General features: G+C 61.8%; 20 protein-coding genes and 1 tRNA gene. 13 read left to right on the top strand and 8 right to left on the bottom strand.

Annotation, left to right across the window (positions count from 1 at the left end; genetic code table 11):
- Positions 1–18 precede the first annotated feature (18 nt).
- Both I41_RS04655 and I41_RS04650 read left to right on the top strand, forming a co-directional pair.
- Complete coding sequence (locus tag I41_RS04655) at positions 19–1311, top strand: hypothetical protein (protein ID WP_145431363.1); 1293 nt, start codon at positions 19–21, stop codon at positions 1309–1311.
- 395 nt (positions 1312–1706) lie between these two features.
- Positions 1707–2177, top strand: coding sequence for a hypothetical protein (locus I41_RS04650; RefSeq protein ID WP_145431361.1), 471 nt, complete (start codon positions 1707–1709; stop codon positions 2175–2177).
- A gap of 110 nt (positions 2178–2287) precedes the next feature.
- On the opposite strand, the gene hemG is transcribed toward I41_RS04650, so the two are convergent.
- The 3 genes from hemG to I41_RS04640 form a co-directional block, all read right to left on the bottom strand.
- Positions 2288–3754 carry a protoporphyrinogen oxidase gene (gene hemG, locus I41_RS04645; protein ID WP_168206693.1) on the bottom strand — a complete coding sequence of 489 codons (1467 nt, stop codon included), beginning with the start codon at positions 3752–3754 and terminating at the stop codon, positions 2288–2290.
- 149 nt (positions 3755–3903) lie between these two features.
- Positions 3904–4884, bottom strand: a complete 981-nt coding sequence (locus tag I41_RS27040) for a porin family protein (RefSeq protein WP_210421112.1) — start codon at positions 4882–4884, stop codon at positions 3904–3906.
- Positions 4885–5138: 254 nt separating this feature from the next.
- Positions 5139–6251, bottom strand: a complete 1113-nt coding sequence (locus I41_RS04640; RefSeq protein ID WP_168206691.1) for a DUF1573 domain-containing protein — start codon at positions 6249–6251, stop codon at positions 5139–5141.
- Positions 6252–6754: 503 nt separating this feature from the next.
- Here I41_RS04640 and I41_RS04635 point away from each other — a divergent pair.
- The 3 genes from I41_RS04635 to purQ all read left to right on the top strand — a co-directional run bounded on the left by I41_RS04635 (position 6755) and on the right by purQ (position 11450).
- Positions 6755–7618, top strand: a complete 864-nt coding sequence (locus I41_RS04635; protein ID WP_145431355.1) for a prephenate dehydrogenase — start codon at positions 6755–6757, stop codon at positions 7616–7618.
- Positions 7602–10568: a phosphoribosylformylglycinamidine synthase subunit PurL gene (gene purL / locus I41_RS04630; RefSeq protein ID WP_145431354.1), complete on the top strand. Its 2967-nt coding sequence runs from the start codon at positions 7602–7604 to the stop codon at positions 10566–10568. The genes I41_RS04635 and purL overlap by 17 nt, the downstream gene beginning before the upstream one ends.
- A gap of 120 nt (positions 10569–10688) precedes the next feature.
- On the top strand, positions 10689–11450 hold the full coding sequence (gene purQ, locus I41_RS04625; RefSeq protein WP_145431352.1) for a phosphoribosylformylglycinamidine synthase I: 762 nt from the start codon (positions 10689–10691) through the stop codon (positions 11448–11450).
- A gap of 32 nt (positions 11451–11482) precedes the next feature.
- Here purQ and I41_RS04620 read toward each other — a convergent pair whose 3' ends face one another.
- The gene (locus I41_RS04620) at positions 11483–12562 is read right to left on the bottom strand and encodes a hypothetical protein (protein ID WP_145431350.1); all 1080 of its coding nucleotides are present in this window, start codon (positions 12560–12562) and stop codon (positions 11483–11485) included.
- A gap of 591 nt (positions 12563–13153) precedes the next feature.
- Between I41_RS04620 and I41_RS04615 the strand changes: the two genes are divergently transcribed.
- Both I41_RS04615 and I41_RS04610 read left to right on the top strand, forming a co-directional pair.
- Positions 13154–14176: a DNA polymerase III subunit gene (locus I41_RS04615; RefSeq protein ID WP_168206690.1), complete on the top strand. Its 1023-nt coding sequence runs from the start codon at positions 13154–13156 to the stop codon at positions 14174–14176.
- Positions 14177–14281: 105 nt separating this feature from the next.
- Positions 14282–14370, top strand: a tRNA-Ser gene (locus I41_RS04610).
- 319 nt (positions 14371–14689) lie between these two features.
- On the opposite strand, the gene I41_RS04605 is transcribed toward I41_RS04610, so the two are convergent.
- From I41_RS04605 to I41_RS04590, 4 genes are all read right to left on the bottom strand, one after another.
- On the bottom strand, positions 14690–15769 hold the full coding sequence (locus I41_RS04605) for a tyrosine-type recombinase/integrase (protein WP_145431346.1): 1080 nt from the start codon (positions 15767–15769) through the stop codon (positions 14690–14692).
- Between the two features lie 46 nt (positions 15770–15815).
- A complete protein-coding gene (locus I41_RS04600) occupies positions 15816–16034 on the bottom strand; it encodes a helix-turn-helix domain-containing protein (RefSeq protein WP_246133867.1) in 219 nt (72 codons plus the stop codon).
- 117 nt (positions 16035–16151) lie between these two features.
- Positions 16152–16931: a hypothetical protein gene (locus tag I41_RS04595; protein ID WP_145431343.1), complete on the bottom strand. Its 780-nt coding sequence runs from the start codon at positions 16929–16931 to the stop codon at positions 16152–16154.
- A 342-nt stretch (positions 16932–17273) separates the two neighbouring features.
- Positions 17274–17828 (bottom strand): hypothetical protein, encoded by a 555-nt coding sequence (locus tag I41_RS04590; protein WP_145431341.1) that lies wholly within the window; start codon positions 17826–17828, stop codon positions 17274–17276.
- A gap of 401 nt (positions 17829–18229) precedes the next feature.
- Here I41_RS04590 and I41_RS04585 point away from each other — a divergent pair, with 401 nt between their 5' ends.
- The 6 genes from I41_RS04585 (at position 18230) to I41_RS04560 (ending at position 24209) form a co-directional block, all read left to right on the top strand.
- Positions 18230–18439, top strand: a complete 210-nt coding sequence (locus tag I41_RS04585; protein ID WP_145431339.1) for a hypothetical protein — start codon at positions 18230–18232, stop codon at positions 18437–18439.
- Positions 18440–18524: 85 nt separating this feature from the next.
- Complete coding sequence (locus I41_RS04580; protein WP_145431337.1) at positions 18525–19244, top strand: hypothetical protein; 720 nt, start codon at positions 18525–18527, stop codon at positions 19242–19244.
- Between the two features lie 379 nt (positions 19245–19623).
- Complete coding sequence (locus I41_RS04575) at positions 19624–20433, top strand: class I SAM-dependent methyltransferase (protein ID WP_145431335.1); 810 nt, start codon at positions 19624–19626, stop codon at positions 20431–20433.
- 2 nt (positions 20434–20435) lie between these two features.
- Positions 20436–20771, top strand: coding sequence for a cupin domain-containing protein (locus tag I41_RS04570; RefSeq protein WP_145431333.1), 336 nt, complete (start codon positions 20436–20438; stop codon positions 20769–20771).
- A 77-nt stretch (positions 20772–20848) separates the two neighbouring features.
- Positions 20849–21973 (top strand): MFS transporter, encoded by a 1125-nt coding sequence (locus I41_RS04565; RefSeq protein WP_145431331.1) that lies wholly within the window; start codon positions 20849–20851, stop codon positions 21971–21973.
- Entirely contained in the window at positions 21963–24209 is a 2247-nt protein-coding gene (locus I41_RS04560) for a molybdopterin oxidoreductase family protein (RefSeq protein WP_145431329.1), read from the top strand. Before I41_RS04565 ends, I41_RS04560 begins: the two co-directional genes overlap by 11 nt.
- Positions 24210–24212 lie beyond the last annotated feature (3 nt).

The following is a 24212-nucleotide window of genomic DNA, read 5'->3' as shown; positions in this document are numbered from 1 at the left end:
GTGGGGACGAGAAGAGCCATGAAGAGAACAATCACCGCCCTGTTGGGCATCGTCGGGATGTCGGTTCGCGTCACGCTGGCCTACCAGCCGGTGATGCACCCCTCGAGCGGCGCGGCTTGCTGCCTGCCGCAGCCCGTCTGCTGCGAACCAGCCCCGGCAGTCGAATGCTGCCTACCCCCGAGCGAACCGGCGTGCTGCGAATCGATGCCAGGCAAGCCAGCGCACGCCAATCCCGCCGTGCCGACTCCGGCCGATAAGGCTCCCGATTCCGCTCAGGAAGAGATTCCCGCCCCTGCTAAGCCGGGCGCGGGTGCGCCAAGCGAGAAGTCGGTCGCGAAGCCGGTCTCGCCGCCGCCACTGGCCGTGCCGGCCATCTCGCCGAAACCGAAGCCGGCGACGTTTGCTCCTCCCGCTCCGGCGAGCACCGGCGAGAATCGCGACGCCGACCCGATGGACGACCCGCTGGCCGACCCGTTGCGGCGCGACATGACGCCGGGCGCGACGCCAGCGGCGGAAGCGCCCGCTGCCCCCACGGAAGCGGAAGTCGAAGTGGACGAGGCGTTCACTGAAGCGCCCGCCGAGCCGGAGCCCGAACAGACTCCGGAAACAACGGCTGCGCCGGCAATGGAATCGGAAACGGACGCCAGCGCCGCGCCTGCGGCGGTCGATGATTTATTCGGCGAACCGGCCGCCGCACCGGCGGAAGATCCGGTCGTCGCGCCGACGACCGAAGCGGCTTCGGAGCCGGTCGCGGAAGAGACAGCCGAGCCCACGACGCCGGCGCCTGCGACGCCAGCCGAACCGGACGCTTCCGACTTGTTTGGCGAGCCCGCGGCGCCAGGCAGCGACGCGTCGCCAGCCACGAGCGCGGCTCCCGAGCCGGCCACAACGCCTGCCACCGAGACGGCGGCAGAGACGCCGGCCGGCGCCTCCGCGACGGAATCGCCTGCCGCGCTGCCAGCCGCCGACGGAGCAAAAAAGGAGCCTGAGGAAAACAAGGAACTCGATTTCGACGCTCTGTTCGGTCCGAGCAGCTCGAACGAAGTACTCACCGAACCAGGCGGTTGGGCCAGCAACTCGGCGCGGGCCTGGAGCGACCACGAAGGAAGCAATCTCGCGACCGCGCGGGTCGTCGCGATTGACGACCACGGCGTGACATTACTGACGGAGACGGGCCGGACGCTCGGCGTGAACTTCACTGAGCTCAGCGACGACGACTTGACATTCTTGAGCCGGCAGATTGACGCTCGCCAGGCCGAGCTGGTGCAGCAGCAGCGCGCTGAGTCGCGACTGGCGAAGCAATCGCGGTAACGGCGTCGCTAGCGCCCGGCTGGAAATTGTTCAACCGCCCGCGGACTCCTGCTGGCGGCTCGATCGCGGCCTCACCACGGAGGAGACAGAGAGCGCAGAGGAAGAAGCACTGCCTGCGTTCTGGCAATCTTCGTTGTGATCTCTGTATGCTCTGCGGTGAACGTCTTTCTTGCTTGCTGTTCGTATGGGCCGCGGCGTCGAGGCCAAGGAAACTTGCGTCGGCACTGCTAGCAGCCGCAGATTCTGCGCAGATCGCCTCAATCGCAGGTTGGGGCGACGCCGATGAGGGAGATGGGCACTCGGTCCGCGGCGGCGGATGGCGCGCTGGTTTTGGTCCGTTCTTTTCGCGACTCTGCGGCGTCCGACGCACGCGCGTCTCGCCAGGGATTTCAACGATGAATGCGCTCTTCGGCTTGGCGGCGGCTCCTAAGGCAGCCAACATCGCGGTGAACGGCGCGAGTAACGCCCTCGGCGCCTTCTCGCGGCCGTTCGGGCAGTTCTTTCAGGCGGCGGTCGAAGAAGGCGATGCTTCGGCGAGTGCGGCGTCGGCGGCTGCCGCCAACGAAGCCGCGTCGTTGCATGAACGGATCTCGCGACAACTGCAGGAACTGCTCACTTCGCTCGGCGCCGAGCCGGACGAGGAAGCGGCCATTCGGTTCGACGAGATCACTGGCGAGATCAACGTTGACGGCCATCACAGCGCTCCGGCAATTGAAGCTGCTCTCAGGAATGATGCGCAGTTAATGGCCGATCTGCAACGGTTGGCGAAGCTGCAGAGCGAGTTTGATCCTTCGGTCTCGCCAACCGATTGGGAGTTGGAGGCGCGCGTCACCGAGAATGGCGGGGCACAGCTCCGCTGGCGGTAGAAGCCGCGATGCTCCTGATCCTGAATGCCGAATCGGAGCAACATCGATCTCGCAGATGGAGCCCGGAATTCCCATTCAGCATTTAACTCCAGCCGCTCGTTGACGCGCGGCTAGGTGCTGAGTTGCTTCGCCAAGCGTTCGGCGGCTTGTCGGCCGCTGTGGATGCTCTGGGGGATCCCGACCCCGCGATAGGCGTTGCCGGCCAGTTCCAAGCCAGGATGCGCCGCGATGGACTGTTCGATCGCCTCGACGCGCGCCACGTGGCCAACATGGTACTGCGGCATCGCGTCGCGCCAACGGATGACGCGCGTTTCAATCGGCTCGCCGCTGGCGCCGATGAGCTCAGCCATTTGCTGTTTCGCGATAGCGACCAATTCGTGGTCATCGCGATCGACCATCTCAGGCTGCAGGGCTCCGCCGGAGAAGACGCGGACGATCGCGCGTCCAGGCGGTCCGTGACTGGGGAACTTGACGGTGAGAAAACTCGCAGCGACGATCGGCCGATGCTCGATCGCGGGGACGACCAATCCGAAGCCATCGAGCGGATGTTCGATGTCCTGCCGATGGTAGACAAGCGTCGCCACGGCGCTGCTGGCGTATTCGATGCTCGCCAAGTTCCGCGCGAGCTCCGCGTCGCATTGCTGAATCATCGGCGCCGCTTGGGGCGCGTGTGCGGCGATCAGCACGGCATCGAAGTGTTCCAACGGCGCGCCGGGCGCCGTCTTGATCGCCCAGCGGCCGGCGGCGTGCCGCTCAACCTGCATGACGGGGGTGCGCAGCCGAATCGCCTGCCGAGGCAGCGTGTCAACAAGCGCCGCGACGAAGGTCCGCAGGCCGCCGCGCAGCGTGACGAACTGGCCATAGCGCGCCGCGGCGGCCGGCGGTTGCTGTTGCTCGTCGCGGCCGTCCTGCCGGCTGGCGGCGCGTATCGCACGCCAGAGGCTGCCGTGCCGGCGCTCGGCCTCCAGGAACTCGGGGTAGGTCGCGGCAAGGCTCAGCTGCCGGGCGTCGGCCACGTAGATGCCGGCGATCAGCGGTTCCACCAGGCGCTCGTACGTTTCGCGACCGAGGCGCCGCGTGGCGAAGCTCGCGACGCTTTCGTCGTAGCCCGGGCGATTCACGGCCGCGGGGACGAGCGCCAGCGGTTCGGCGAGCAAACGCAACTTGCCAAGCGGGCTGAGCAGCGGCGACTTCAGCATCGCGCCGAGATTCTGCGGCTTCATCAGGACGAAGCCTTCAGGAACCGGCACGAGGCGGCCGCCGCGCACGACCAACGCCCGGCGATGTTGTTCATTCGTCGGAATCAGTTCGTCGGACAGCCCGAGCTCGCGGCAGAGATCGAGGGCGAACGGCGTTTTGATTAGAAAGCTGTCGGCGCCCTGCTCCAGCACCGAATCGTCGTGAGCGATGGTGAACAGCGGCCCGCCAAGCCGGTCGCTGGCTTCGAAGAGTTGCAACTCGGCGTGGAGGATGAGCTTGCGGAGCCGGTGCGCGGCGGCGAGTCCGCTGACGCCGCCGCCGATCACGGCAATCCGCGGCGGACGGGAACTCGGCGGCGGATCGGACGAGGATGGCAACGGCGTGGAGGCGGGGGAGGGAGGTGTTGATCGGCGCTGCGGACCCGATTTGCAGACCCCGGTTCTTCCGGGGGATTGCGCTACGCAGGACGAGGTCGACCGGCATGGTGACCGCCCCCCCGGCGGAGCCGGGGGCTGAACTGGCAATTCTACCAAGAGTGCCGTGACGTTCGCCACGGCCAGTAGGAGGGCTTGCGGGCTCCGTAGCGGATGTTCATCCCCGCGGTGAACGAAATGTTTTGCGTCGTGCTGACGCCTTCGCTCCCCCAGGCGAGGTTGTCCATGATCTCAGCGCGCCAGGCGAGCCACGGCGTCTGTTGGAACTGAATGCCAAGACCAAAAGGGGTTCCCAGGAGGTTGGCCTCCAGGCCGCCGCCGTCGTTGTGGATCGAGCCGACCTGGCTGATGCCGATGCCCGTGATAAAGAAGGGACGCAAGCGCGTGTCGCCCCAGGGATAGTAAATGAGATTGACGTCGCTGGCCCAGTATTGGCCTGGCTGACGGACGGAAGAGCCTTCGTAGAAAATTTCGGGATCGGACCAGCCGAACCGCCATTCGGTCCCCCAGTAGTAGTCAAAGTCCCACCCGAAGCGCAAGCCGCCGAACAGGGCGTTCGTCTGTTTCACGTGGTGGGTCTTATTGGGACTATCGCTCAACAAAGGACCGGCAAACCAGTCGACATGGTAGGGCCGGTTCAGCCAGCTGCTGAAATGGAGGGGAACGTTTTTATCGACAAAGCGGCCCTCGGTCGACGAATGGTGAAAGCCCCAGTGACGCATGTAATCGAACGGGCGGAGATGTTCATGGACGCCTGGGCCAAACTCGCCGCCGGGCGACTCGCCGAGGGCGCCAATCTCGCCCTGAGGATCGATGAGCGAATTGGTCGCGTCCTCGAGCGATGCGTCTGACTCGTCGGCAGAGGGCAGGACTTCCTCATCGAGAATCGAACGCCCTTCGGGGAACATGGTTTCTTCCGTCGAAAGCGATTCTTGGACTTCGAGAAAGTCTTCGGAGACCTCCGCTGCACTAAGAGATTGCGGAGCTGACATTAGCCACCAGGCGCAGCACGCCGCGGTCGCGAAGATCGCGCGCGGGACGAGCCGTCGACGGCGGATGTTGCCGAGCTCCATGCGGGCCGCTAAACACCAGGTTTTACGAGAGAAAAGGCGACGCCGCCGACGAACGAACTGCGCGCACGCGCTGCCGCCTGCCGACAAGCGGCGGGAGTATGGCGAGAACCTTGGAGGGCGTCAATCGAAGGTGCGACGCCTGCTAGCAGCCAATGGGGCCGTCGGATGGTGACGGTCAGAAAAAAATAGCCCCCGGGGCGGCCGGGGGCTAATCGTTGTTCGTGACTTTGGAGCAGCTTTAAGAAACGCCAGCATCAAGGCGTCGAGGCGGTCCGCACGGCGCCGCTGTCGGCGGTTTCGCCGACTGGCGTCTCCGCGGCGCCAGCAGCGGCCGGGGCGGCCGCGGGCTCGATCACCGTCGCCGAGGCGACGCAGGTGGCGCCGCGGTTATCGCGATCGGTCACGATTCGGATCGGCGTTTGAACCTTGCCGGGGGCTTCGCCAGCGCGGAAGGTCACGTCGACGAAGTGGATCTTCTTGGCCTCGTCCGAGTCGGTCTTGAACTCGAAACAGTCTTCGCCGCAGTCGACGTCGACGATCTTGAACGCTTCCTTGCCGCGGACGACGATCTTCTTCGTCACGTGCGCGCCAGGCTTCATTTCGCCGAGGACGAGCTGGGCCGGCGTCACCGAGAACTCGGGACGAACGTTGCCGCTGACGATGAGCGGGATCCGCTGGTTCTCGGCGCGATTGTCGTTGGTGACGACCGTGAGCTGATCTTTCACATGACCGGCCGGCAAGTTGTTCTTCAGTCGAACGATCAGATCGTACGACACTTTGCCCGCGGTGCGATTCGCTTCAAGGAGCTCCACTTCAAAATTGTCATTGTCGTTGGTGACGTCGACGATTTCCCAGTCGGAGCGGCCGGCATAGTTGACCGTGACGCGTTGTTCCTTCACTTCGCCTTCGCTCACTTCGCCGAATTCGATGGCGCCGGGATTAAAGACGATGTCGCTGCGGATGTTGCCGCTCACGTGGAGTTGGACTTCGCCGCCGTATTGGCCGCCGAGGCTCACGGTGAGCGTGGCGCCCTTCTGGCCAATATGCGTCCGGGTATTGAACCGGGCGACGACATAAGCCTTTTCGTGGCTTTTGAGGACGATTTGGCCGTTTTCAGGCGGCTTGCCGTCAGCGGTCTCCAGCGTCGGCGACGTGCAGCCGCAGCTGGAGCGGACGCCGGTCACGATTATGTCCTGCTTGTAGGGATTGGTGATCTCGAACTTGTAGACGGTGTCGGCCCCGCGGGCGACCGTGCCAAAGTTGTGATCCTTCACCGGGAACATTTTCTCGGCCCACGACTGGGCGGAGGCGTTGCCGACGGTTGACGACAGCAGAAACAGCAGAGCTAGACTTGTGTTGCGCATCATGTGACCGCCCTCCAATTCGAGCGAACGTGAGACTGCGCTACTCCCTTCGCGATTTTGTAACCCCATCGAACGCTTTCCCTTGCTCGACAGACCACTGGACCCCGCTCTGCGCAAGGTATTGTAGTGCGTAATCGGCGATTTGCAGATAAACCGGAGCGACAGCATGAGAATTTTTCTCCCTAGGCAAGCCGGGGGGAAGCGACCTTGCCGGTTAGTCAAGCGGTGACCAAGAAACCGGAGGCAGCGGCGTCCGCCGTGGCCAAAAATGCCCCGCAGGGCCCCCTCTGATGCTGTCATAAGCGTGAAGCCGAGTCAGATGCATCGGCGATTCTTGGCAAAAACTTTGCGCACTCTGCCTTCCCTCGACATTACCCCCATGCAACCGCCGGGCCGTTTGCTAAAATACGCTCCTCCCAGGGCGGATTGAGCCAGTTGGCCGATCTATCCGGCCTGCCGCCCCGCCTCGCTGGCCGATTTTCCTCCACCGCCGTTCCACCCCGCGCATGCCTGACCGACCCCGCGTTGCGATCATTGGCGTCGGCCTGATCGGTGGCTCGATCGGATTGGCCCTGCGCGAGCGCGAACTGGCGGATGAAGTGGTTGGCGTGGGACGCCGGCTGACGAGCCTGGAAAAAGCGCGACAGTTGGGTGCCATCGACCGCGCAACGACCAACCTCGTCGAGGGAGTGGTCGGAGCCGATTGGGTCATCATCGCGACGCCGGTAGATTCGATCGTCGACACGGTCACGGCGGTCGCGGCAGCGGCTCCGCGGGCGACAATCACCGACGCCGGCAGCACGAAAGCGCAGATTTGTCGCGAGATCAGAAAGCTCCCCCCTAGCGAGCCGGGGCGTCCCGCCCCCGGCGCCCACTTCATCGGCAGCCACCCCTTAGCCGGCGGCCACCGCACCGGCCCCGAGTTCGCCCGCGCCGATCTCTTGGTCGACCGCACCGTGCTCGTCACGCCCGAAGACGACACGCCTCCCGGATTGGTGGAGCGGACGAAAGAATTCTGGGAAGCGCTTGGCGCTGAAGTCGTTCTCCTATCGCCCGAAGAACACGACCGAGCGCTGGCGGCGACCAGCCACTTGCCCCATTTGATCGCGGCCGCGCTTGCCAGCGCGACTCCCGAAGAATGGTTACAGCTGACCGGCACTGGTTGGGGCGACACGACGCGGATCGCCGCCGGCTCGCCGCAGCTCTGGACGCAAATTTTCACGCAGAACCGCGCGGCGGTGGTCGACGCCCTCCGACGGTTCGAGCATCGGCTGGCGGAATTCGACAAAGCACTTACCAACGGCGACGTACCCGCCCTCACCCTTGAGCTTCAGGAAGCGAAACGGATTCGAGATGCTGTGGGAGATTGACCTCCATCCGCGTGCCGGACTCCCTGACCTCGACGCCGATGGCGTCGCCAACGACGTGATCGCGCTGCGACTCGCCCAGAAGGTGCGCGTCGCCTCGTCGCGCGGCTATCTGGTGCAAGGACCCGACCTTTCTCCCGAGCGGATCGAACGGCTGGCACGCGAACTGTTTGCCGACACCGTCGCGGAGGACTATCAGCTCGGCCAAGTGAGTGATGCGAATCTCGCCGCACCGCCGGAACGAATCTCGGCAGGGGACAGAACGCAGCTAGTGCAGGTACTGCTCAAACCGGGCGTGATGGATCCAGTGGCCCAAAGCGCCGAGGCCGCCGTGCGGGATTTTGGCTGGGAAGTCGACGCGGTGCGGACGCTGCGCAAATATTGGATCGCCGATGCCAGCGCCGAGGAGGTGCGCGCTATCAGCACGAAACTGCTGGCCAACGATGCGATCGAGCAGGTGGTCGTCGGACCGCTGCCGTTCGATCGCCTGCAGTCGGGCAGCGACTATCAGTTCCAGTTAAAGACGGTCGCCATTCGCGACTTAGACGCGGCCGGTTTGGCGCGACTCAGCAAAGAGGGGCAGCTATACCTCCAGCCGGCGGAGATGGAGACAATCCAGCGTTACTTCATCGAGTTGGGCCGCGAGCCGACCGACATCGAGCTCGAGACGGTCGCTCAAACGTGGAGCGAGCATTGCAGCCACAAAACGCTCGCCGGCCGCATCGCCTATCGCGACGAACATGGCGAACGGCAATTCGAGAACATGCTGAAGGAGACGATTTTCGCCGCGACGCAAGAACTGCGCCGCCGCTGGGGCGACGACGACTGGTGCGTCAGCGTCTTCAAGGACAACGCCGGCATCGTGCGGTTTGACGACGATTTTAACGTTGCCTTCAAGGTCGAGACGCATAATCATCCGTCGGCGCTGGAGCCGTACGGCGGCGCTAACACCGGCATCGGCGGCGTGATTCGCGACACGATCGGCACCGGACTCGGCGCCAAGCCAATCTGCAACACCGACGTCTTCTGCTTCGCGCCGCCCGACACGCCAGTGGAGGAACTGCCGACGGGCGTGCTCCATCCGAAGCTGGTGATGCGCGGCGTCGTCGAGGGGGTGCGCGACTACGGTAACCGGATGGGGATTCCCACCGTCAACGGCGCCGTTTACTTCGACCGGCGATATCTGGGCAACCCGCTCGTCTACTGCGGCAATGTCGGGCTGATTCCGCGCGACAAGTCATTCAAGGAACCGTTGCCGGGCGACCTGATCGTCGCCGTCGGCGGACGGACCGGCCGCGACGGCATCCATGGCGCCACATTCTCCAGCGCCGAACTGACCCACGAGAGCGAATCGCTCTCCGGCGGGGCCGTCCAGATCGGCAATGCGATCGAGGAGAAGAAAGTTCTCGATGTGTTGCTTGAAGCGCGCGACCGCAATCTGTTCACCGCGATGACCGATTGCGGGGCAGGGGGGTTCTCCAGCGCCGTCGGTGAAATGGGCGAAAAGATTGGTGCAGAAGTGCATCTCGACAAGGCGCCCGTGAAGTATGCGGGACTGTCGTATACGGAGCTGTGGATCTCTGAATCGCAAGAACGGATGGTCCTCAGCGTCCCCGAGGCGAAGTGGGCCGAATTGCATCAGCTTTGTGCGTCGGAAGGCGTGGAAGCGACGGCGATCGGGCGTTTCGAACCGACGGGCCGACTGGTGCTGAAGTACAACGGCAACGTCGTCGGCGACATGCCGATGTCGTTCCTCCACGACGGACGGCCGCCGGTGGTGCGACAGGCTGCGTTTACGGCAAAGCCAAACGTGCCGCTGTCACCCCTCCGCGGCCTTCCCCATCAAGGGGAGGGGGCCGGAGGAACTTTGTTGACTGTCACCGATTCGCTGCTGGCCGTCCTCGGCTCGCTGAACGTCGCCAGCAAGGAGTCGATTGTTCGGCAGTACGACCACGAGGTCCAGGGCGGTAGCGCGATCAAGCCGCTGGTCGGCATCCAGTGCGACGGCCCCGGCGACGCAGCGGTGGTGCGGCCGGTCCTCAGTTCGCGACGCGGCGTCGTTATCTCCTGCGGGATGAACCCGCGCTACGGCGACTTCGATCCCTACCACATGGCGGCGAGCGCGATCGACGAAGCGGTTCGCAATTGCGTCGCCGTCGGCGCTGACCCGGCGCGGATCGCGATCCTCGACAACTTCTGCTGGGGCGACTGCGAACGGAGCGAAACGCTCGGCGCACTGGTTCGCGCAGCGATCGCTTGCCATGACTTGTCGCTAATCCTCGAAACGCCGTTCATCAGCGGCAAAGACAGCCTCAACAACGAGTTCAGCTACTTCGACGCCGCCGGGCAGAAGCAGACGATCGCCATCCCGTCGTCGCTGCTGATTAGCGCGATGGGCCAAGTGGCCGACGTGGCCCACTGCGTGACGATGGATCTGAAGCGGGCCGGCAACTTGCTCTACCTCGTCGGCGCGACGAAGGACGAATTGGGCGGTTCGCACTACGCCTTGGTGAACAACCTCGTCGGCGGCGCCGTGCCGACGGTCGAAGGCTTGCGAGCCAAGGCGACGTTCGCCGCGATGCACCGCGCGATCCGCGAGGGGCTGGTCGCCGCGTGCCACGATCTGAGTGAAGGCGGGCTCGCCGCCGCCGCGGCGGAGATGGCCTTCGCGGGCGGGTTCGGCGTGGAAGTGCAACTCGACGCCGTGCCGACCGACGAGGGATCGCTCTCGACGACCGCTCGGCTCTTCAGCGAATCGAACACCCGGTTCCTATGCGAGGTGTCGTCCGAGTTGGCCGCGGTCTTCGAGCGGCAGTTCCCCGGGCTGCCGGTCGCCAAGATTGGCGTCGTCACTGAAGCGAAGCAAGTGAAAATCAACAGCGGCAGCGAAACGTTGATCGACGCCGGCAGCGAACAACTCAAAGAAGCGTGGCAGCGCCCGTTGCGGTACTAAACAATCGCCGTTAGCCGCGACGCGTCAGCGGAGCGCTCAAGGCGATGATCAGCATGCCAATCGCTCCGCTATTGCGTCGCGGCTAACCAAATCTCCCAACCGTAATTCGTTAAACACTCCATGACACCTCGCGTTCTTGTGCTGCGGGCTCCCGGCTCCAATTGCGACATGGAAACGGCCTACGCTTTCGAGCAGGCTGGCGCGGCGGCCGAGCGGATCCACGTCAATCGCTGGCTCGAAATGCCGCAACTGGCGGGCGACTTCCAGATTCTCTGCCTGCCGGGCGGGTTCAGTTACGGCGACGATCTGGGAGCGGGGCGAATCCTCGGCAACCAGTTGCGGCACCATCTCAGCGACGCGCTCGCTGCGTTTCGCGATCAGGGGAAGCTGATCCTGGGCATCTGCAACGGTTTTCAGATTCTTGTAAAGTCGGGCCTACTCGACATCGACGACGACCAAGGCCCAGCGGCGACGCTCAATTGGAACAAGTCGGGCCGGTTTATTGATCGTTGGGTAACTTTGCGCGTTGCTAGCGACCGGTGCGTCTTTCTGCAGGGGATTGAGCAATTGAACTTGCCGATTGCTCATGCCGAGGGTCAGTTCCTGGGTCGCGACGAGGCAGCGCTCGATCGGTTCGAAGACGCTGGACAACTGACGCTACGCTATGCCAAGGCCGATGATGACTCGCGACCCTATAATCCCAACGGCGCCGCCCGCGACGTCGCCGGTATGTGCGACCGCTCAGGCCGCGTCTTCGGGCTGATGCCCCACCCGGAACGATTCATCGATCGGACGCAACACCCGCAATGGACGCGGCGGCCAAAGTTCGACGAGGGGGACGGGTTGCAACTCTTCCGGAACGCTGTTCAATATTTTGCTTAAGTTCGGAAAGATCTCACGCAAAGGCGTAAAACTTATTCTTCGGCCACGTCATTCGACGGAGGCATCACGTCGGCAATCCACCAGCCGAGGCGGCCAATGAGGCGCATGTAGAGCAGGATAAGCGCCACCGTGAGCCAGGGGATGGGTAAGAGAGCGAACAGGTTGGCTCGCGAGAACAGAAAGTACGCGAGCCCTCCCGCCGGGGCGACGGCAAGCGTCGAGACGATGTAAAACGTCGCCCATGGGAGGAAGCAGCGGACGAGGCTCGCGGCCACGCGCGGCGAGAAAATCGCTACTGCCGAACCTTGCTCTAGTGCCGAGAGAATAACGAATGGAAAGATCACCAGCCAGACGGCGGCGCCGATCGCAAGCTGTTGCTCCCATGGAAGCGCGGCGGCGGCGGCCTTCGACGCCAGCCACGCTGGCAGCGCGCTAATCATCACGGCCGTTACGATGAACGCGGCTTCGGCGACGTCGAAGGCCATCCAGCTAGGCGGGTCGTGCAGTTCATCAGCGCCGTCGGTGCTTTGCGTGACGATGGCCACCAGCAGCGGCGCGGCGCTCATTACCCAAGCTCCAGCTAGCATACAACCGCTGGCGAACAGCGGCATGTACATTACGGCCGCGTTTCCGACGGCGTTTACCACGTTCAAGATTAAGAAGAGCATCACCGTCAGAACCATCGATAGTCCCATCCAGCGCAGCATCACTTCGCTGGTGAACATCATTCGCAGCAGGCCCTGCACCACCGGAATGGCGGGACGCCGCGGATCGGCAGGGGCGGGGCGCCGCCGCCACTCTGGCATTCTTCCTGACTCCTTTGCCTTCCCGTGCGAGCGCTCGTCGTCGAATTCAGCGTCCTGCGGCGGCTCCGGCAATCGCATGCCGAGGCGAGCGCGGGCCGCCGCGCGGAACTGCTTCTCCCGTTCTTCAACAGGCGTGTAGACGTAAGTGGAAACCGGAGCCGACGCTTCGTCGAGCTGATACTCGTCGCCGTCGGGAACCAGCACTTGCTGCGTCGGTCGTTTCGCTTCACGCCGCTTCGCCCGATTTCGATGGCCGCAGTCAGGACATTTCACCAACTGGCCGACCTCGGCGTCGGTGGCGTACATCAGCGTCTGGCAGACTTCGCAGCTAACGGGGTGGAGGTGCGCGTTGTCAATGACCGGCGTCTTTATTGGCGGCGCAGAGCGAGGGACGGGAGCGGGACGGGTTGGGGGAGGCTCTTTGGGAGCCGGCGCTGCGGCGGGCGCCGATGCGCTTGGTACGCCGCCCAGGCGAAACTCCTTGCCGCACGCGCGGCAACTCGCGCGGCGGCCCGCGTCTTCCGCGTGAACCTGGAGCCGTGTCCCGCAAGCGGGGCATTTCACGAATCGCGGCGGCGAAGGTGACGAGGGCGCCGACATCGTGGGAAACTCTCGATTCGTGCGGCGGCAGGATCTTCAGGCAACGCTACTGAGATTGTATCAGCCAGCCGGCAACCTGCCTCATTCAGCCCCGGGGCTTCATCCGGTATGCTTGATGCGGCGAGCGACTAGATTTGTGCAGCAATCGGCGAACTGAGTCTGCGGCAATCCGCTCGCGGCCGACGGGGCGCGTCAGCCGGGATCATGGTTCGCTTGGCGGGGCGGCCCGGACGGCGTAGCCGTCCGGCTAGCTTGTTTAGTCCTTACGGCGATTCACACCGTTTCCTGCAATTGCTCATGTGGCAAACCATTAAAGGTCATGACGCCATTGTCGAGCAATTTCGCCAGACGCTGGCGGCCGGCAGACTGGCGACGACTTACTTATTCGTGGGGCCCGAAGGAATAGGGAAACGGACGTTTGCATGGCGATTGGCCAAGGCGTTGCTCTGCACGGTGCATGACGCGGCAATACTCAATCCATGCGGGCGCTGCGAATCGTGCGTCCTCGCCGACGCAGGGACGCACCCCGATCTGCTCTTGGTCGAACGCCAGGCTGGGACCAAGTTTCTTAAGGTCGAACAGTTCATCGGTCCTCAAGAGAGACGCAATCAGGAAGGACTTTGCCACGATATCTCGCTTCGCCCGATGCTGGGTCGGCGACGGGTGGCAATCATTGACGATGCCGATTGGTTTACTCCCGAGAGCGCCAACTGTTTGCTGAAGACGCTTGAAGAGCCGCCGCCGGGCGCCGTCATCATCCTCGTCGGTACGAGTCGCAGTCGACAACTGCCGACAATCTTGTCTCGTGCGCAGGTGGTTCGGTTCAAGCCATTGCCCGACGACGCCGTCCGCGATCTCATTCTCGCCGGCGGCCTCGTCCAGGACCCCGCCGCTGCCGAGCAACTCGCGTCGCGCAGCCAGGGCAGTCTCGCGTTGGCACGACAACTTGTCGACGAAGGACTGTGGCAGATGCGTGACAGGTTTGTCGCGCAGTGGCAATCTGGCGAACTGGACGCCCCCCGGCTCGCGCGCGAAGTCGACGAGTTCATCAACGCGGCCGGAAAGGAGGCCGACGCCCGTCGCCAACGGTTCCGACAACTGCTCCATCTCGTGGCCGCCAGATTGGGCGAATCGCTCCGCCAACTCGCTGCTGAAGGCCGGCTCGCCGACGCCACGCTCGCGGCCATTGATCGTTGCCTGGAAGCCGAGGAACAACTCGATCGCAACGCAAACCAATCGACGCTGCTGGAGTCTTGGATCGACGACTTGGCCAGCTACCAATCGCCGGCGAATGTCGCTGGCCCGCGCAGTGGCCGATAATGCAACGGCGCCGATGGTCCGCAATTTGCCGACCTTGCGAAGCCGCCAAAATGACATAGAATTAACGAACGACCGCGGGACCGGCCCAGCCGCCCCGCCCCTTCAGGAGAGGTGGCAGAGTGGTCGAATGCGCCGGTTTGCTAAATCGGTGACCGGGGAAACCTGGTTCGCAGGTTCGAATCCTGTCCTCTCCGCTGGCAATTCTGAGCAGCCCGCAAGTGCCTGATAGCTAAGGACTTGCGGGTTGTTTTCGTTTTGACGTCCTGCAGCTGTCCGGGATTTGTCCAGGTTAACGGCAACACCCTGATTTGCCGCCCATCGCTTTTCCCCGGGGAGTTCGACCGCTGGCATCGGCGCGAGCATCGCGGCCAGACTCGTTACGGTTGCTACGACCATTGCGAAGACGATTGTTTTGATAGTCATGTCTCCTCACTTTCCTTGATTGCTCTTGAGGGCGGTTGAAACGCCCAAAAATCGCGGCGGCCCCACCTGCGGGGCCGCCGCTAGACTATTTTATTCCAGACTGAACGGAACCTTTGCCATCCAGTCCTGACTCACGTCATCGGGCAGGCAATAGTACATGTCTGACGCCGTGGCGCGCATCGTATGCCCCTGCCAGCTATCGACGACCTCGCGGGGGACGCCATGGTTGACGCAGTGACTTTTGAAAAACCCTCGCAGGCTATGGATGGTGAACCCGTCCTGATCGCGGCCTGCCGGAATGCTCAGCGTTTTTAGCAGTGCCTTGAACTCATCGTTAATTGTCTTAACGTTGAGCCAATGATCGCCATTGGGAAACTTGGAGCTACGCGCCGCCGTGAACAGCCACTTTCGTTTACCCTTGGGAAGGGCGAGTAGCAGTTCGCGTAAGATCGGATGAATAGGCACTCGCCAATCCATCTGGGTCTTGGTCCGGGCACCCGCTCGGGACACGATACTGACCCAGTTGCCCTCCAAGTCAACGTCCGAAAGCAAGAGGTGCTGCATTTCGCTAACGCGCATTCCAGTAAACGCGAGGACGGCGTACTGCGTCATCCGCGGTTCCACCGCCGCGCGAAGGACTTGCCGTACTTGCTCGTTTGTCGGTTTCGGCATTTTGGCTGGGCGCGGCTTCTGCAACTCATAATCCGCAACCGGATTGATTGCGATCAGGTTGCGACGACGGCACCAACGAAAAAACTGCTTGATGACGACGGACTCATGATGGACGGTACGTGGCTTGCATGACTGGCGACGATGATCCCGATAGTCGTCAAGGTGCAGCATGGTGATCGCATCCATCCGCGTGGCGCCTCGCGTCGCCGTAAATTCCGTGAAGCTTTTCAATTCGCCAAGGTACCGTCCCCACGTTTTCGGGGCTCTGCCTTCTGACTGCAGGTAACGGATGTACTGCTGTACTCCATCGCTCATTGCCAGGGCCTGCTCAGGTTCTAACGCAGTCTTCTGAAAGTTGCCTGCTTCAACCTGTGCGGCGATCTCTGTGGCCTTCTTACGCGCCTCGCTTTTGTATCGCGTTTTCAGTGAAAACTTGTGGTCGGCGCCATTACACCAAAATCTGACCCAATAGGTCTTAGCTTTCCCCTTCCGGTACATCAGTACGCGACCGATGCGGATGGGCTCCTCATTACGACTCGACAGTTTACTTCTCCTTACCGTTGAAAATTGATTGGACTAAGCGGTCCCGCGAAAACAGCAACCGCTTCCCTTTCTTCGTGCAGCTTTCTTTCAACCGGCCTGATGCGACCCATGCGTACAGGGTCTTCAGCGGGACGCGCAGCAGCGCCGCGGCCTCGTCCGCGCGCAAGATCGGGGGATACTCGCTTCCTCGCAGCAGTTCGCGAGCCTCCTCAAGCGTCATTCTCACAGCCTTCCTCCCACTCGCTGGGCGGGAAGTCGGCAGCCAGACATCGATCTGGAAGAAGTACCGCCGAGTTCCCCTACTCAGGGATATTTTCGGCGGCGTGAGGCGGCGCGTCTAAGGGGCTTGCGCAGGGGTTGCGCAGGGCAACCATTTCATACCAGGCAACAAAACCTTGCCCGGTCCCCTTTCGTTTGCGGCGTAGAATTGAAGGTCACTCAGGCCCTTGTTGAGCGTCTGCACTACTTGTCGAACATCGCTGTCGTCCCACGCCGCTGACAACTCAATCCGTGTAGGCCACTGCTGAGCTTCGAAAATGTTCAGTACTTGTCTTGGTCGGTCCGCATTCGATTTTAGCTGTCGCACCGTGACCCCACGGAATGTCAGCGTGCATGCATCGTTATTCCATCGCGGTTTTTCAGTTATCACCGATCCTGGTTCGAGCGCCTCCAGAACGTCATCCCGAAGCTTAGTCAGGAGTTCGATCATGCTCATAGCCGACTCCGTTCGCAACCGATGCATCCAGAGCGCAAAAGAGTCTTTTCCTGAAAGCGAATCGTTCATTCGCGTCTCTGGGCTCACATCAGTCTGCAGAATGTTCGCCAGATTCGCGGGCCTCATGGCTTGATCCCAATCAGCGTCACCGATGAATTGCGATAGAAGTGTAAAGTCAGAGAGATCGCTCGCCATAGCGCGTACTTCGGCATCACCGATCAGAGCAAGCCGGTGAGAAATTTCATCACCGGAGATGGACTCATCGGCAGATTGAATCGCGATTTCCTCGACTTGCGCCAAGCGCCGGCGCTGACTGATAAGTGCGACGAGAGCATCCTGACTCGTCTTGAGGAGGATCCTAAGGGCCTCAACATCTTGAGGTAACGCCTTTCGCACCAGCACACCTAATTTCGAGAAGTGAGCAAAGACTATGAGCTCGCCGACGATTCAAGCGAATTCCAGCACGGTCAGAACTTCACACTTATTTTATTCAAAACATCTCGCTGTTCCAAAGCCCAATGTCCCTGAGAATCAACCGCCACATAATTCGGCTACACATTACCCGTTCGCCGTGGATCTAGCGGAGGGCTACGGTACTCGTGCGGGTCTAACTCGGAAGTCATGGTTGGCTGGCTGCGACGTCGTCTCAGGGCGGACAACTTCCTGTTGGCGCAAAGCGATTATCGTGCAAGCTCGCAAAGGAAGGCCAAGCTCTGTCTGCCCGGCGCAGGCCTCTACCGCGTCTCAATCCATTGCCTCCAAGATCTCCGCCACGAAGAGCTCTCGCGACTTCATCAAACTAAGGGCCAAATTCTGGTGAAACTGGCAGTGCGGACCCGCGCGCAGGAGTCGGTTAGCCTGCCGCCAAAGGCGCATAACAGTCGCGTCCGCGTCGCCCCCGTCGCAAGCTGTGAGCTGGGTGAAGGCAAGGTAACACGCTCGGTCACTTAAGGGATCATCCCCGTGCAGGGCGCTGAGCATCGCCCGACGCTCCAGATGCTTTTGCCCATTGCATTGGCGTTGATAACCGAAGCATTGCTCAACGTGAAGCAGCCGCCCAACTGAGGCCGCCAAGAGGGTGGTGACGTAACTTTCAATAAGGCCGGTGCGCTTCGCCGAAGACTGGCACTTAACGCACAGCAGTTCCAGCGGCGCAAGCTTTGGCAGCGAACCGGCCCCTGAGCCGCCTTCCAGCGCCACGCGGAGCACCGGGATATCGTAGTGGCGGGCGATCACCGCCGCCCCCGCTTGATAGTAGGCGTTCTGTTCATCGGGACTAGGTGGCCTTCTTACTAGCATTCGCATTCCTCCGTGAGGTTTTGGTTGTGCCCTCTTCGACCTGCGCCGGTGCGGGCAACTCTTCTCGCGATTTCCGGAGATGCTCTCTCGCAATCAATCGCGCGAGCAGATCAAGGAATTGATCGACGGCATCTCGCTGTTCGGTAGGCGGTGATTTCTTTTCTGGCCTTTCGCGGGGCATAGATTCCTTTCGAGTACAGGTGAAGGGGACTAGCAGCACCCGCGTATGACGGGGCAGCAGTGTGGGACGGGACCACGGCAACGCTTCGCGTGCCGCGATGGAACTACAAAGCGCGTTGGCTAAATCGACGGGTCGAACGCGGCATAAAGGATTGCGGAGCGATTAGCCCGCAGGCTTCCTCGTAGTTGGGAAGCCTTCCTCATCCTGAAAGGAGCGTGCAATGGAGTTGTGTCAGAGTCGTGCCCCAGCGGGGCTCATCCGCGCCGATCAGCGGGCGCTTACCAACGCGGTCGCGGCAGCGACCGGCGAATCGCGGTTCACAATCGCCACGCGCGGCTTTTCAAGCGCGAACCCGATCGACGTCGACTTCGATCCCGAGCCTGCGATTGGGCTTCCGTATCTCGACTGGGACGGGGCCATCCGTGAATAGTGCATCGATCCGTTCGTCAAATAGAGGGAGACCGACAATGTACGCAGTGACTGGAACTGAGTTGAGGCGTCGATGGCGCAAGCAAATGAGCATCCGCGCGGCACCGCGCGTGCCACGACCGCTGCGGTGTGCAGCGGCCGTCGGCTGGATGCTGGACTGCCCACGCACGGGTGATTTCGTGGAAATGTCGCGGTTGGCGATCGTGGTCGTCCAAGACGAATATTTTGACGGAGGTCGGACGGCCGTTCGGGTTGTTGGATATCGCCCTGAGGTCATTGCCAACGGCGAGATTCAATGGTTCTCGTCCACGAACACGTTGTTCCGCAAAGATCTCATGTTGCGTCCACAGCCGTTCGCCAGGGGGATGCGGATTGATTTGCGCAGCGCTCAGCTGTTGGCGCTCGCAATGCGGCTCGATCACCGGATTGAGCAGGCCAAGTCGCACCCGCAGCGATTGCGGCAGGCGACGATGAAGATGCCCGCTGTTTGGGCTGGGTTCCACCGCAGCGTTGCAGACGGCGTGATCGGCTGCGGACCGGAGTTCGAAGCCCTTTGCGCCAAGTTTGGCATGAACCCTCAGGCTATGCTCGCGAAGTTTCGGCGCGAACACGACGGGCTCGTGCTATTCCCACTTCGGTGGGTCAATGACGATCTGGGCCGCGCGACAGCAATGTTTGCCGAGGTCGCTCAATTTCCAACTCGTCAGGCGGTCCCGACGCAGCTAATCGCAAACGCTATTCGCGACGCTTCGGGACTCGGCTCTCAGACTCGTTGTGCGGACGAAGCCACGGCAACGGTTGCTTGACCGACGGCCGGATTCTACGACTTTAGAGCTGGGCAGCGTGCCCGGCTCTAAAGTTTTTTGCAGACTTAGGTGATTGATCGACATCCTATTTTTTAAATATCAGCCGTGCTCGACGGAACATTTGCGGCCCATAAGTCGCCGCGGACGACGAATCGCAATGCCGAAGGCACCGTGCTCTAAGCCTCAAGTCACCTCCTCTCAAAATAATACACGACTTGAAACATATACGTACAGGTGTAGAATTAGCGAGGTCGATGAGGTGACAGATGCCAAGCCGCCACCGGAGCCGGCGCCAAACGCACGTCCTTCATTCCCCTGGCCGAAAGCCTCCGACCTGACCCATGAGAAACATCTTGAATCGCCGCCTAGGGAGGAACTGATGAGTCACCCACTTGGCGCCGTTCCGCGTATCGAAACAGTCGCGAAAATGCCTGGACATTGGTTGCTAGCCAAGATGGGCAAGCGCGTGCTGCGCCCCGGTGGTCGCGAGTTAACGGAGCGACTGCTTCGGGAACTCCAAATTGAACCGATCGACGATGTTGTCGAGTTCGCGCCCGGGCTCGGGGAAACGACTCGCTTGACGCTGACGCGTCGTCCCGCCACTTACACCGCAGTTGAACGGGATCAGGCTGCCGCGTCGGAAGTGAGCCGACTCCTTACGGGCCCGCATCAGCGATGCGTTCCCGGAACGGCCGAGCAGACCGGACTCGGGAGCGAGTCGGCCACCGTCGTGTATGGCGAAGCGATGCTCTCGATGCAACCGCCTTCCGCCAAAGCCAAGATCGTGAACGAGGCTGCTCGACTGCTGCGTGCCGACGGACGGTACGGAATTCACGAGCTCTGCTTGCAGCCGGATGATGTTCCTGGCGAGATCCGCCATGCGATCGCAGCCGATCTATCGGATGAGATTCACGTGGGCGTACGACCGCTGACTCTTGCAGAATGGCGTGCGCTGTTGGAATCGGCGGGCTTCGTCATCTCCAACGTTGACTTGGCGCCGATGCATTTATTGGAACCGCTTCGCGTCATTCGCGATGAAGGGTTGCCACGCGCGCTGCGATTTGCATTCAATGTGGCCCGGACGCCCGCTGCTCGCCGCCGCGTGCTTACGATGCGCTGTGTGTTCCGCAAGTATCGGCGCCATCTGGCCGCCGTCGCCATCGTGGCTATCAAGACGAAGGAAGACTGATCATGCAAGCCAGCTACAAAGTCATCGCCGACCTCGTAGATACCGTCGCGCTTCCGCCGGACGGAACGCTCAGCCACACCATCCACCAAGACGACCATTTGAAGGCTGTGCTGTTTGGGTTCGCAGCCGGCCAAGAGCTTTCAGAGCATACCGCGGCGACGCCGGCGGTAATGCACTTCCTTTCAGGCGAGGCGGACGTGACGCTCGGCTCGGATCCGATCGCTGCAGGACCCGGCTGCTGGATTCACATGCCGCCACACACCCCGCATAGCATTCGCGCGAAGACTCCAGTCGTCATGTTGCTGCTGCTATTGAAATCTGGAGCAGTACAAAGCTAGCGGTCGGCGACTCCGATGATCTCGATCAGAGTTTTGGGACCTTATCGACCACAAACTGTTCGGTTGGATGCGAATCGATGGAACGGGCACGCGCGATCCTCTGCGGCATAGCCATCACGTCCGCGTTGGCCGTGTTGATCGTTCTTGGTTCGCGCAATCTAGCGCATTTCGACGCCGCTCTCGTTGGTTATACCTTTGCGACATTGTTCGCTACCTTCGGCATCGCGTATCGCTACGCCATGTGGCTGCAACGACCGCCGACATGGCGTTACTGGGTCCGCGGTTGGCAACTCTTTCTGCAGCCGCGTCACCTTGGCCTGAACCTGATTCAGTTAACGCGTCGAGTCGGCGTCATGTTTGCACTCAATGCGTTCATTTGGCGACGCAGCAAACTCCGCGGCGCCGCGCACTGGCTGCTGATGTGGGGCTGTGTGCTCGCGGCGGCGATTACCTTCCCTTTGGTTTTCGGCTGGGTCCACTTCGCCACCGTCCCGGGCGACCTCCAGTCTTACCGCGCCTTCGTCTTCGGTTTTCCTACGTTGGCTTTCCCGATTCATTCCTGGATCGGTTTCATCGTGTTTCATGGGCTGGTTTGGGCTTCGTTCCTGGTGATTGCCGGCGTCATGCTCGCGATGAAACGCCGCATGACGGATCACGGAGCCGCGGCCTTGCAACAGTTTGGCGAGGACTATCTTCCGCTCATCGCGTTGTTCGCCATTAGCGTCACAGGGCTCATGCTCACGGCAAGCTATACCTGGATGCGAGGGTATGGCTACGATTTCATTGCCATCTTGCACGCGGTGACGGTGATTCTCACGCTATTGTGGCTCCCGTTCGGCAAGTTCTTTCACATTTTTCAGCGTCCGGCCCAACTCGGCGTCAGCTTCTACAAAGAGATTGGCGCCCGCTCCGAACGAGCCATCTGTCGCCGCTGCGACGAGGATTTTGCCTCGCGCATGCATGTCGAGGACCTGATCGAAGTCGAACAGCGATTGGGCTATCGCTACGAGTTGACTGACGAAACCGTCGAGCACTACCAGTGGATCTGCCCCCGCTGCCGTCGGACGCTGCTCGCCATTGCACAGGCCAATCTCTGGACAGGCGTACGAGGCGGCGAACAGTTGACGTTCGATGTCGCGACGACTTCTCCACAACTGACCATGCTCTCTCAGAAGAGGTCGACGCTTAGCCATGGCGACTGAACCGGTCACGCTGCACGAGACGATCGAGCACTTCGGCCCACACCGAAGTTATCCGACTGGCGCCCGCTTGGATACCGCTGGCGACCCCGATCAGGTCGTCAAGACCCACTGTTGCTTCTGCGGCCAGCAATGCGGCATTCAACTGAAAGTGAAGGACAATGCCGTTGTCGGGTTTGAGCCATGGGAGGAGTTCCCGTTCAACAAGGGCATGCTTTGCCCAAAGGGAATTCGGCGCTACTTGCAGGGGGCTCATCCCGATCGACTGTTGACGGCGTACGAGCGAGACTCTTCCGCGCCTGGAGGTTTTCGCCCACTTGGCTACGAGGCGGCCATTGCTCGCGTTGCCGGCGAGATCGAGCGAATTCAAGCGACGCATGGTCGCGATGCGTTCGCCTTGCTCAGCGGCGCGAGTCTTACAACTGAGAAAACCTACTTGATGGGCAAATTCGCCCGCATGTGCCTGCGTACGGCGAACATCGACTACAACGGCCGGCTCTGCATGGTGAGCGCGGGCGCCGGCAATAAGAAGTCCTTCGGCATCGATCGCGCCGCCAATCCCTGGTCCGATATCCCTCTGGCGGACGTGATCCTCATCGCCGGGGCTAATGTCGCTGAGTGCGCGCCGATTACGACCAACTACGTCTGGCAAGCTCGCGAGCAAGGCGCCAAGGTCATCGTCGTCGATCCACGCATCACGCCGCTCGCGCGAACATGCGACCTATTCTTACCAGTGAAGCCCGGCCGCGACGCCGCGTTGTTCAACGGCATTCTCCACTTGATAATCGAACACGACTGGCTAGACCATGAGTTCATCGAGCAACACACTGTCGGTTTCGACCACGTGGCCGAACACGTCAAACCCTGGACGCCGCAGCGAACGGCCGACGTTACCGGCATTACGGAACGAGCCATCCGCCAAGCCGCTGAGATGTGGGGGCCGGCGAAGACGAGCTTCTTGCTGCACGCGCGGGGCATCGAGCACCATTCGCATGGCGTGCAGAACGTCCTCGGAGCGATCAATCTGGTCTTAGCCAGCGGCCGCATCGGTCGCGAAGGTTGCGGTTACGCCACGATCACCGGCCAGGCGAACGGCCAGGGCGGGCGCGAGCACGGACAAAAGTGCGATCAGTTGCCCGGCGGGCGCGACATCGACAACCCTGAACATCGCGCCCACGTGGCTGGCGTCTGGGGCATTTCGCCTGACGAACTCCCTGGCAAAGGAGTCGACGCCTACGAGATCTTTCGCAAGATCGATCGCGGCGAGATTCGCGGTCTGCTGAGCATTTGCTTCAATCCCAAAGTGTCGCTTCCGGATAACAACTTTGTGGCCCGGATGCTCGATAAGCTCGATTTCTACGTCGCCATCGACTTCTTCCTCAATGAAAGCGCGCGCCACGCTGATATCGTACTGCCAGGTTCGCTCCAGGAAGAAGACGAGGGATTGGTCACCAGCGCCGAAGGCCGCGTCATCAAGATCAACAAGTGTCTCGATCCGCCAGGCGACGCTCGGCAAGATTGGCGAATTATTCAGGATATCGCGCGTGTACTAGGCCGAGAGCGCGGCTTCACGTTCGACGGCCCGCAAGAGATCTTTGAGGAACTACGGCGCGCATCGGCGGGCGGCGTCGCTGACTACGCCGGGATTACCTACGCCCGAGTTGAGCAAGAAATGGGCGTCTTCTGGCCCTGCCCGGCCGTCGACCATCCTGGCACGCCGCGGCTATTCGAACGTGGATCCTGGAATCCCGTCGCGCAGGGCTCAGGCCCCTTTTATTTCCCTGACGGTAAGGCGCGCTTTAATGTCGCGACCTATTCGCCGCCTGCGGAAGACGTCGACTCGGAGTACCCCATCATGCTGACCACGGGGCGCGTGGTTAGCCATTTTCTCTCGGGAACCCAAACGCGGCGGATTGGCCCGCTGGTCGATCAGTACCCCGAGCCTCGCGTCGAGTTGCATCCCCAGCTCGCGGCGACTCTTGGCATCGGCGATCAAGACTGGACGACGGTCGAATCGCGACGCGGCTCGTGCACAGTCCGTGCTCAAATTGTCAAAACCATTCGCCCCGACACCGTTTTCGTTCCCTACCATTGGTCAGGACTAAAGAGCATCAATCAAGTGACGATCGCAGCGCAAGACCCGATTTCGAAAATTCCTGAGTACAAGGTATGTGCGGTGCGAGTCTCCAAAGCTGCAGAACCGCCCGCCTACGCGCGGCAACTTGAGCCCCAACAATAGGAC

This window comes from Lacipirellula limnantheis, from assembly GCF_007746075.1.
GTDB lineage: Bacteria > Planctomycetota > Planctomycetia > Pirellulales > Lacipirellulaceae > Lacipirellula > Lacipirellula limnantheis.
Note: the sequence above shows the minus strand (reverse complement) of the source record. Positions and strands in the feature narration are given on the sequence as shown.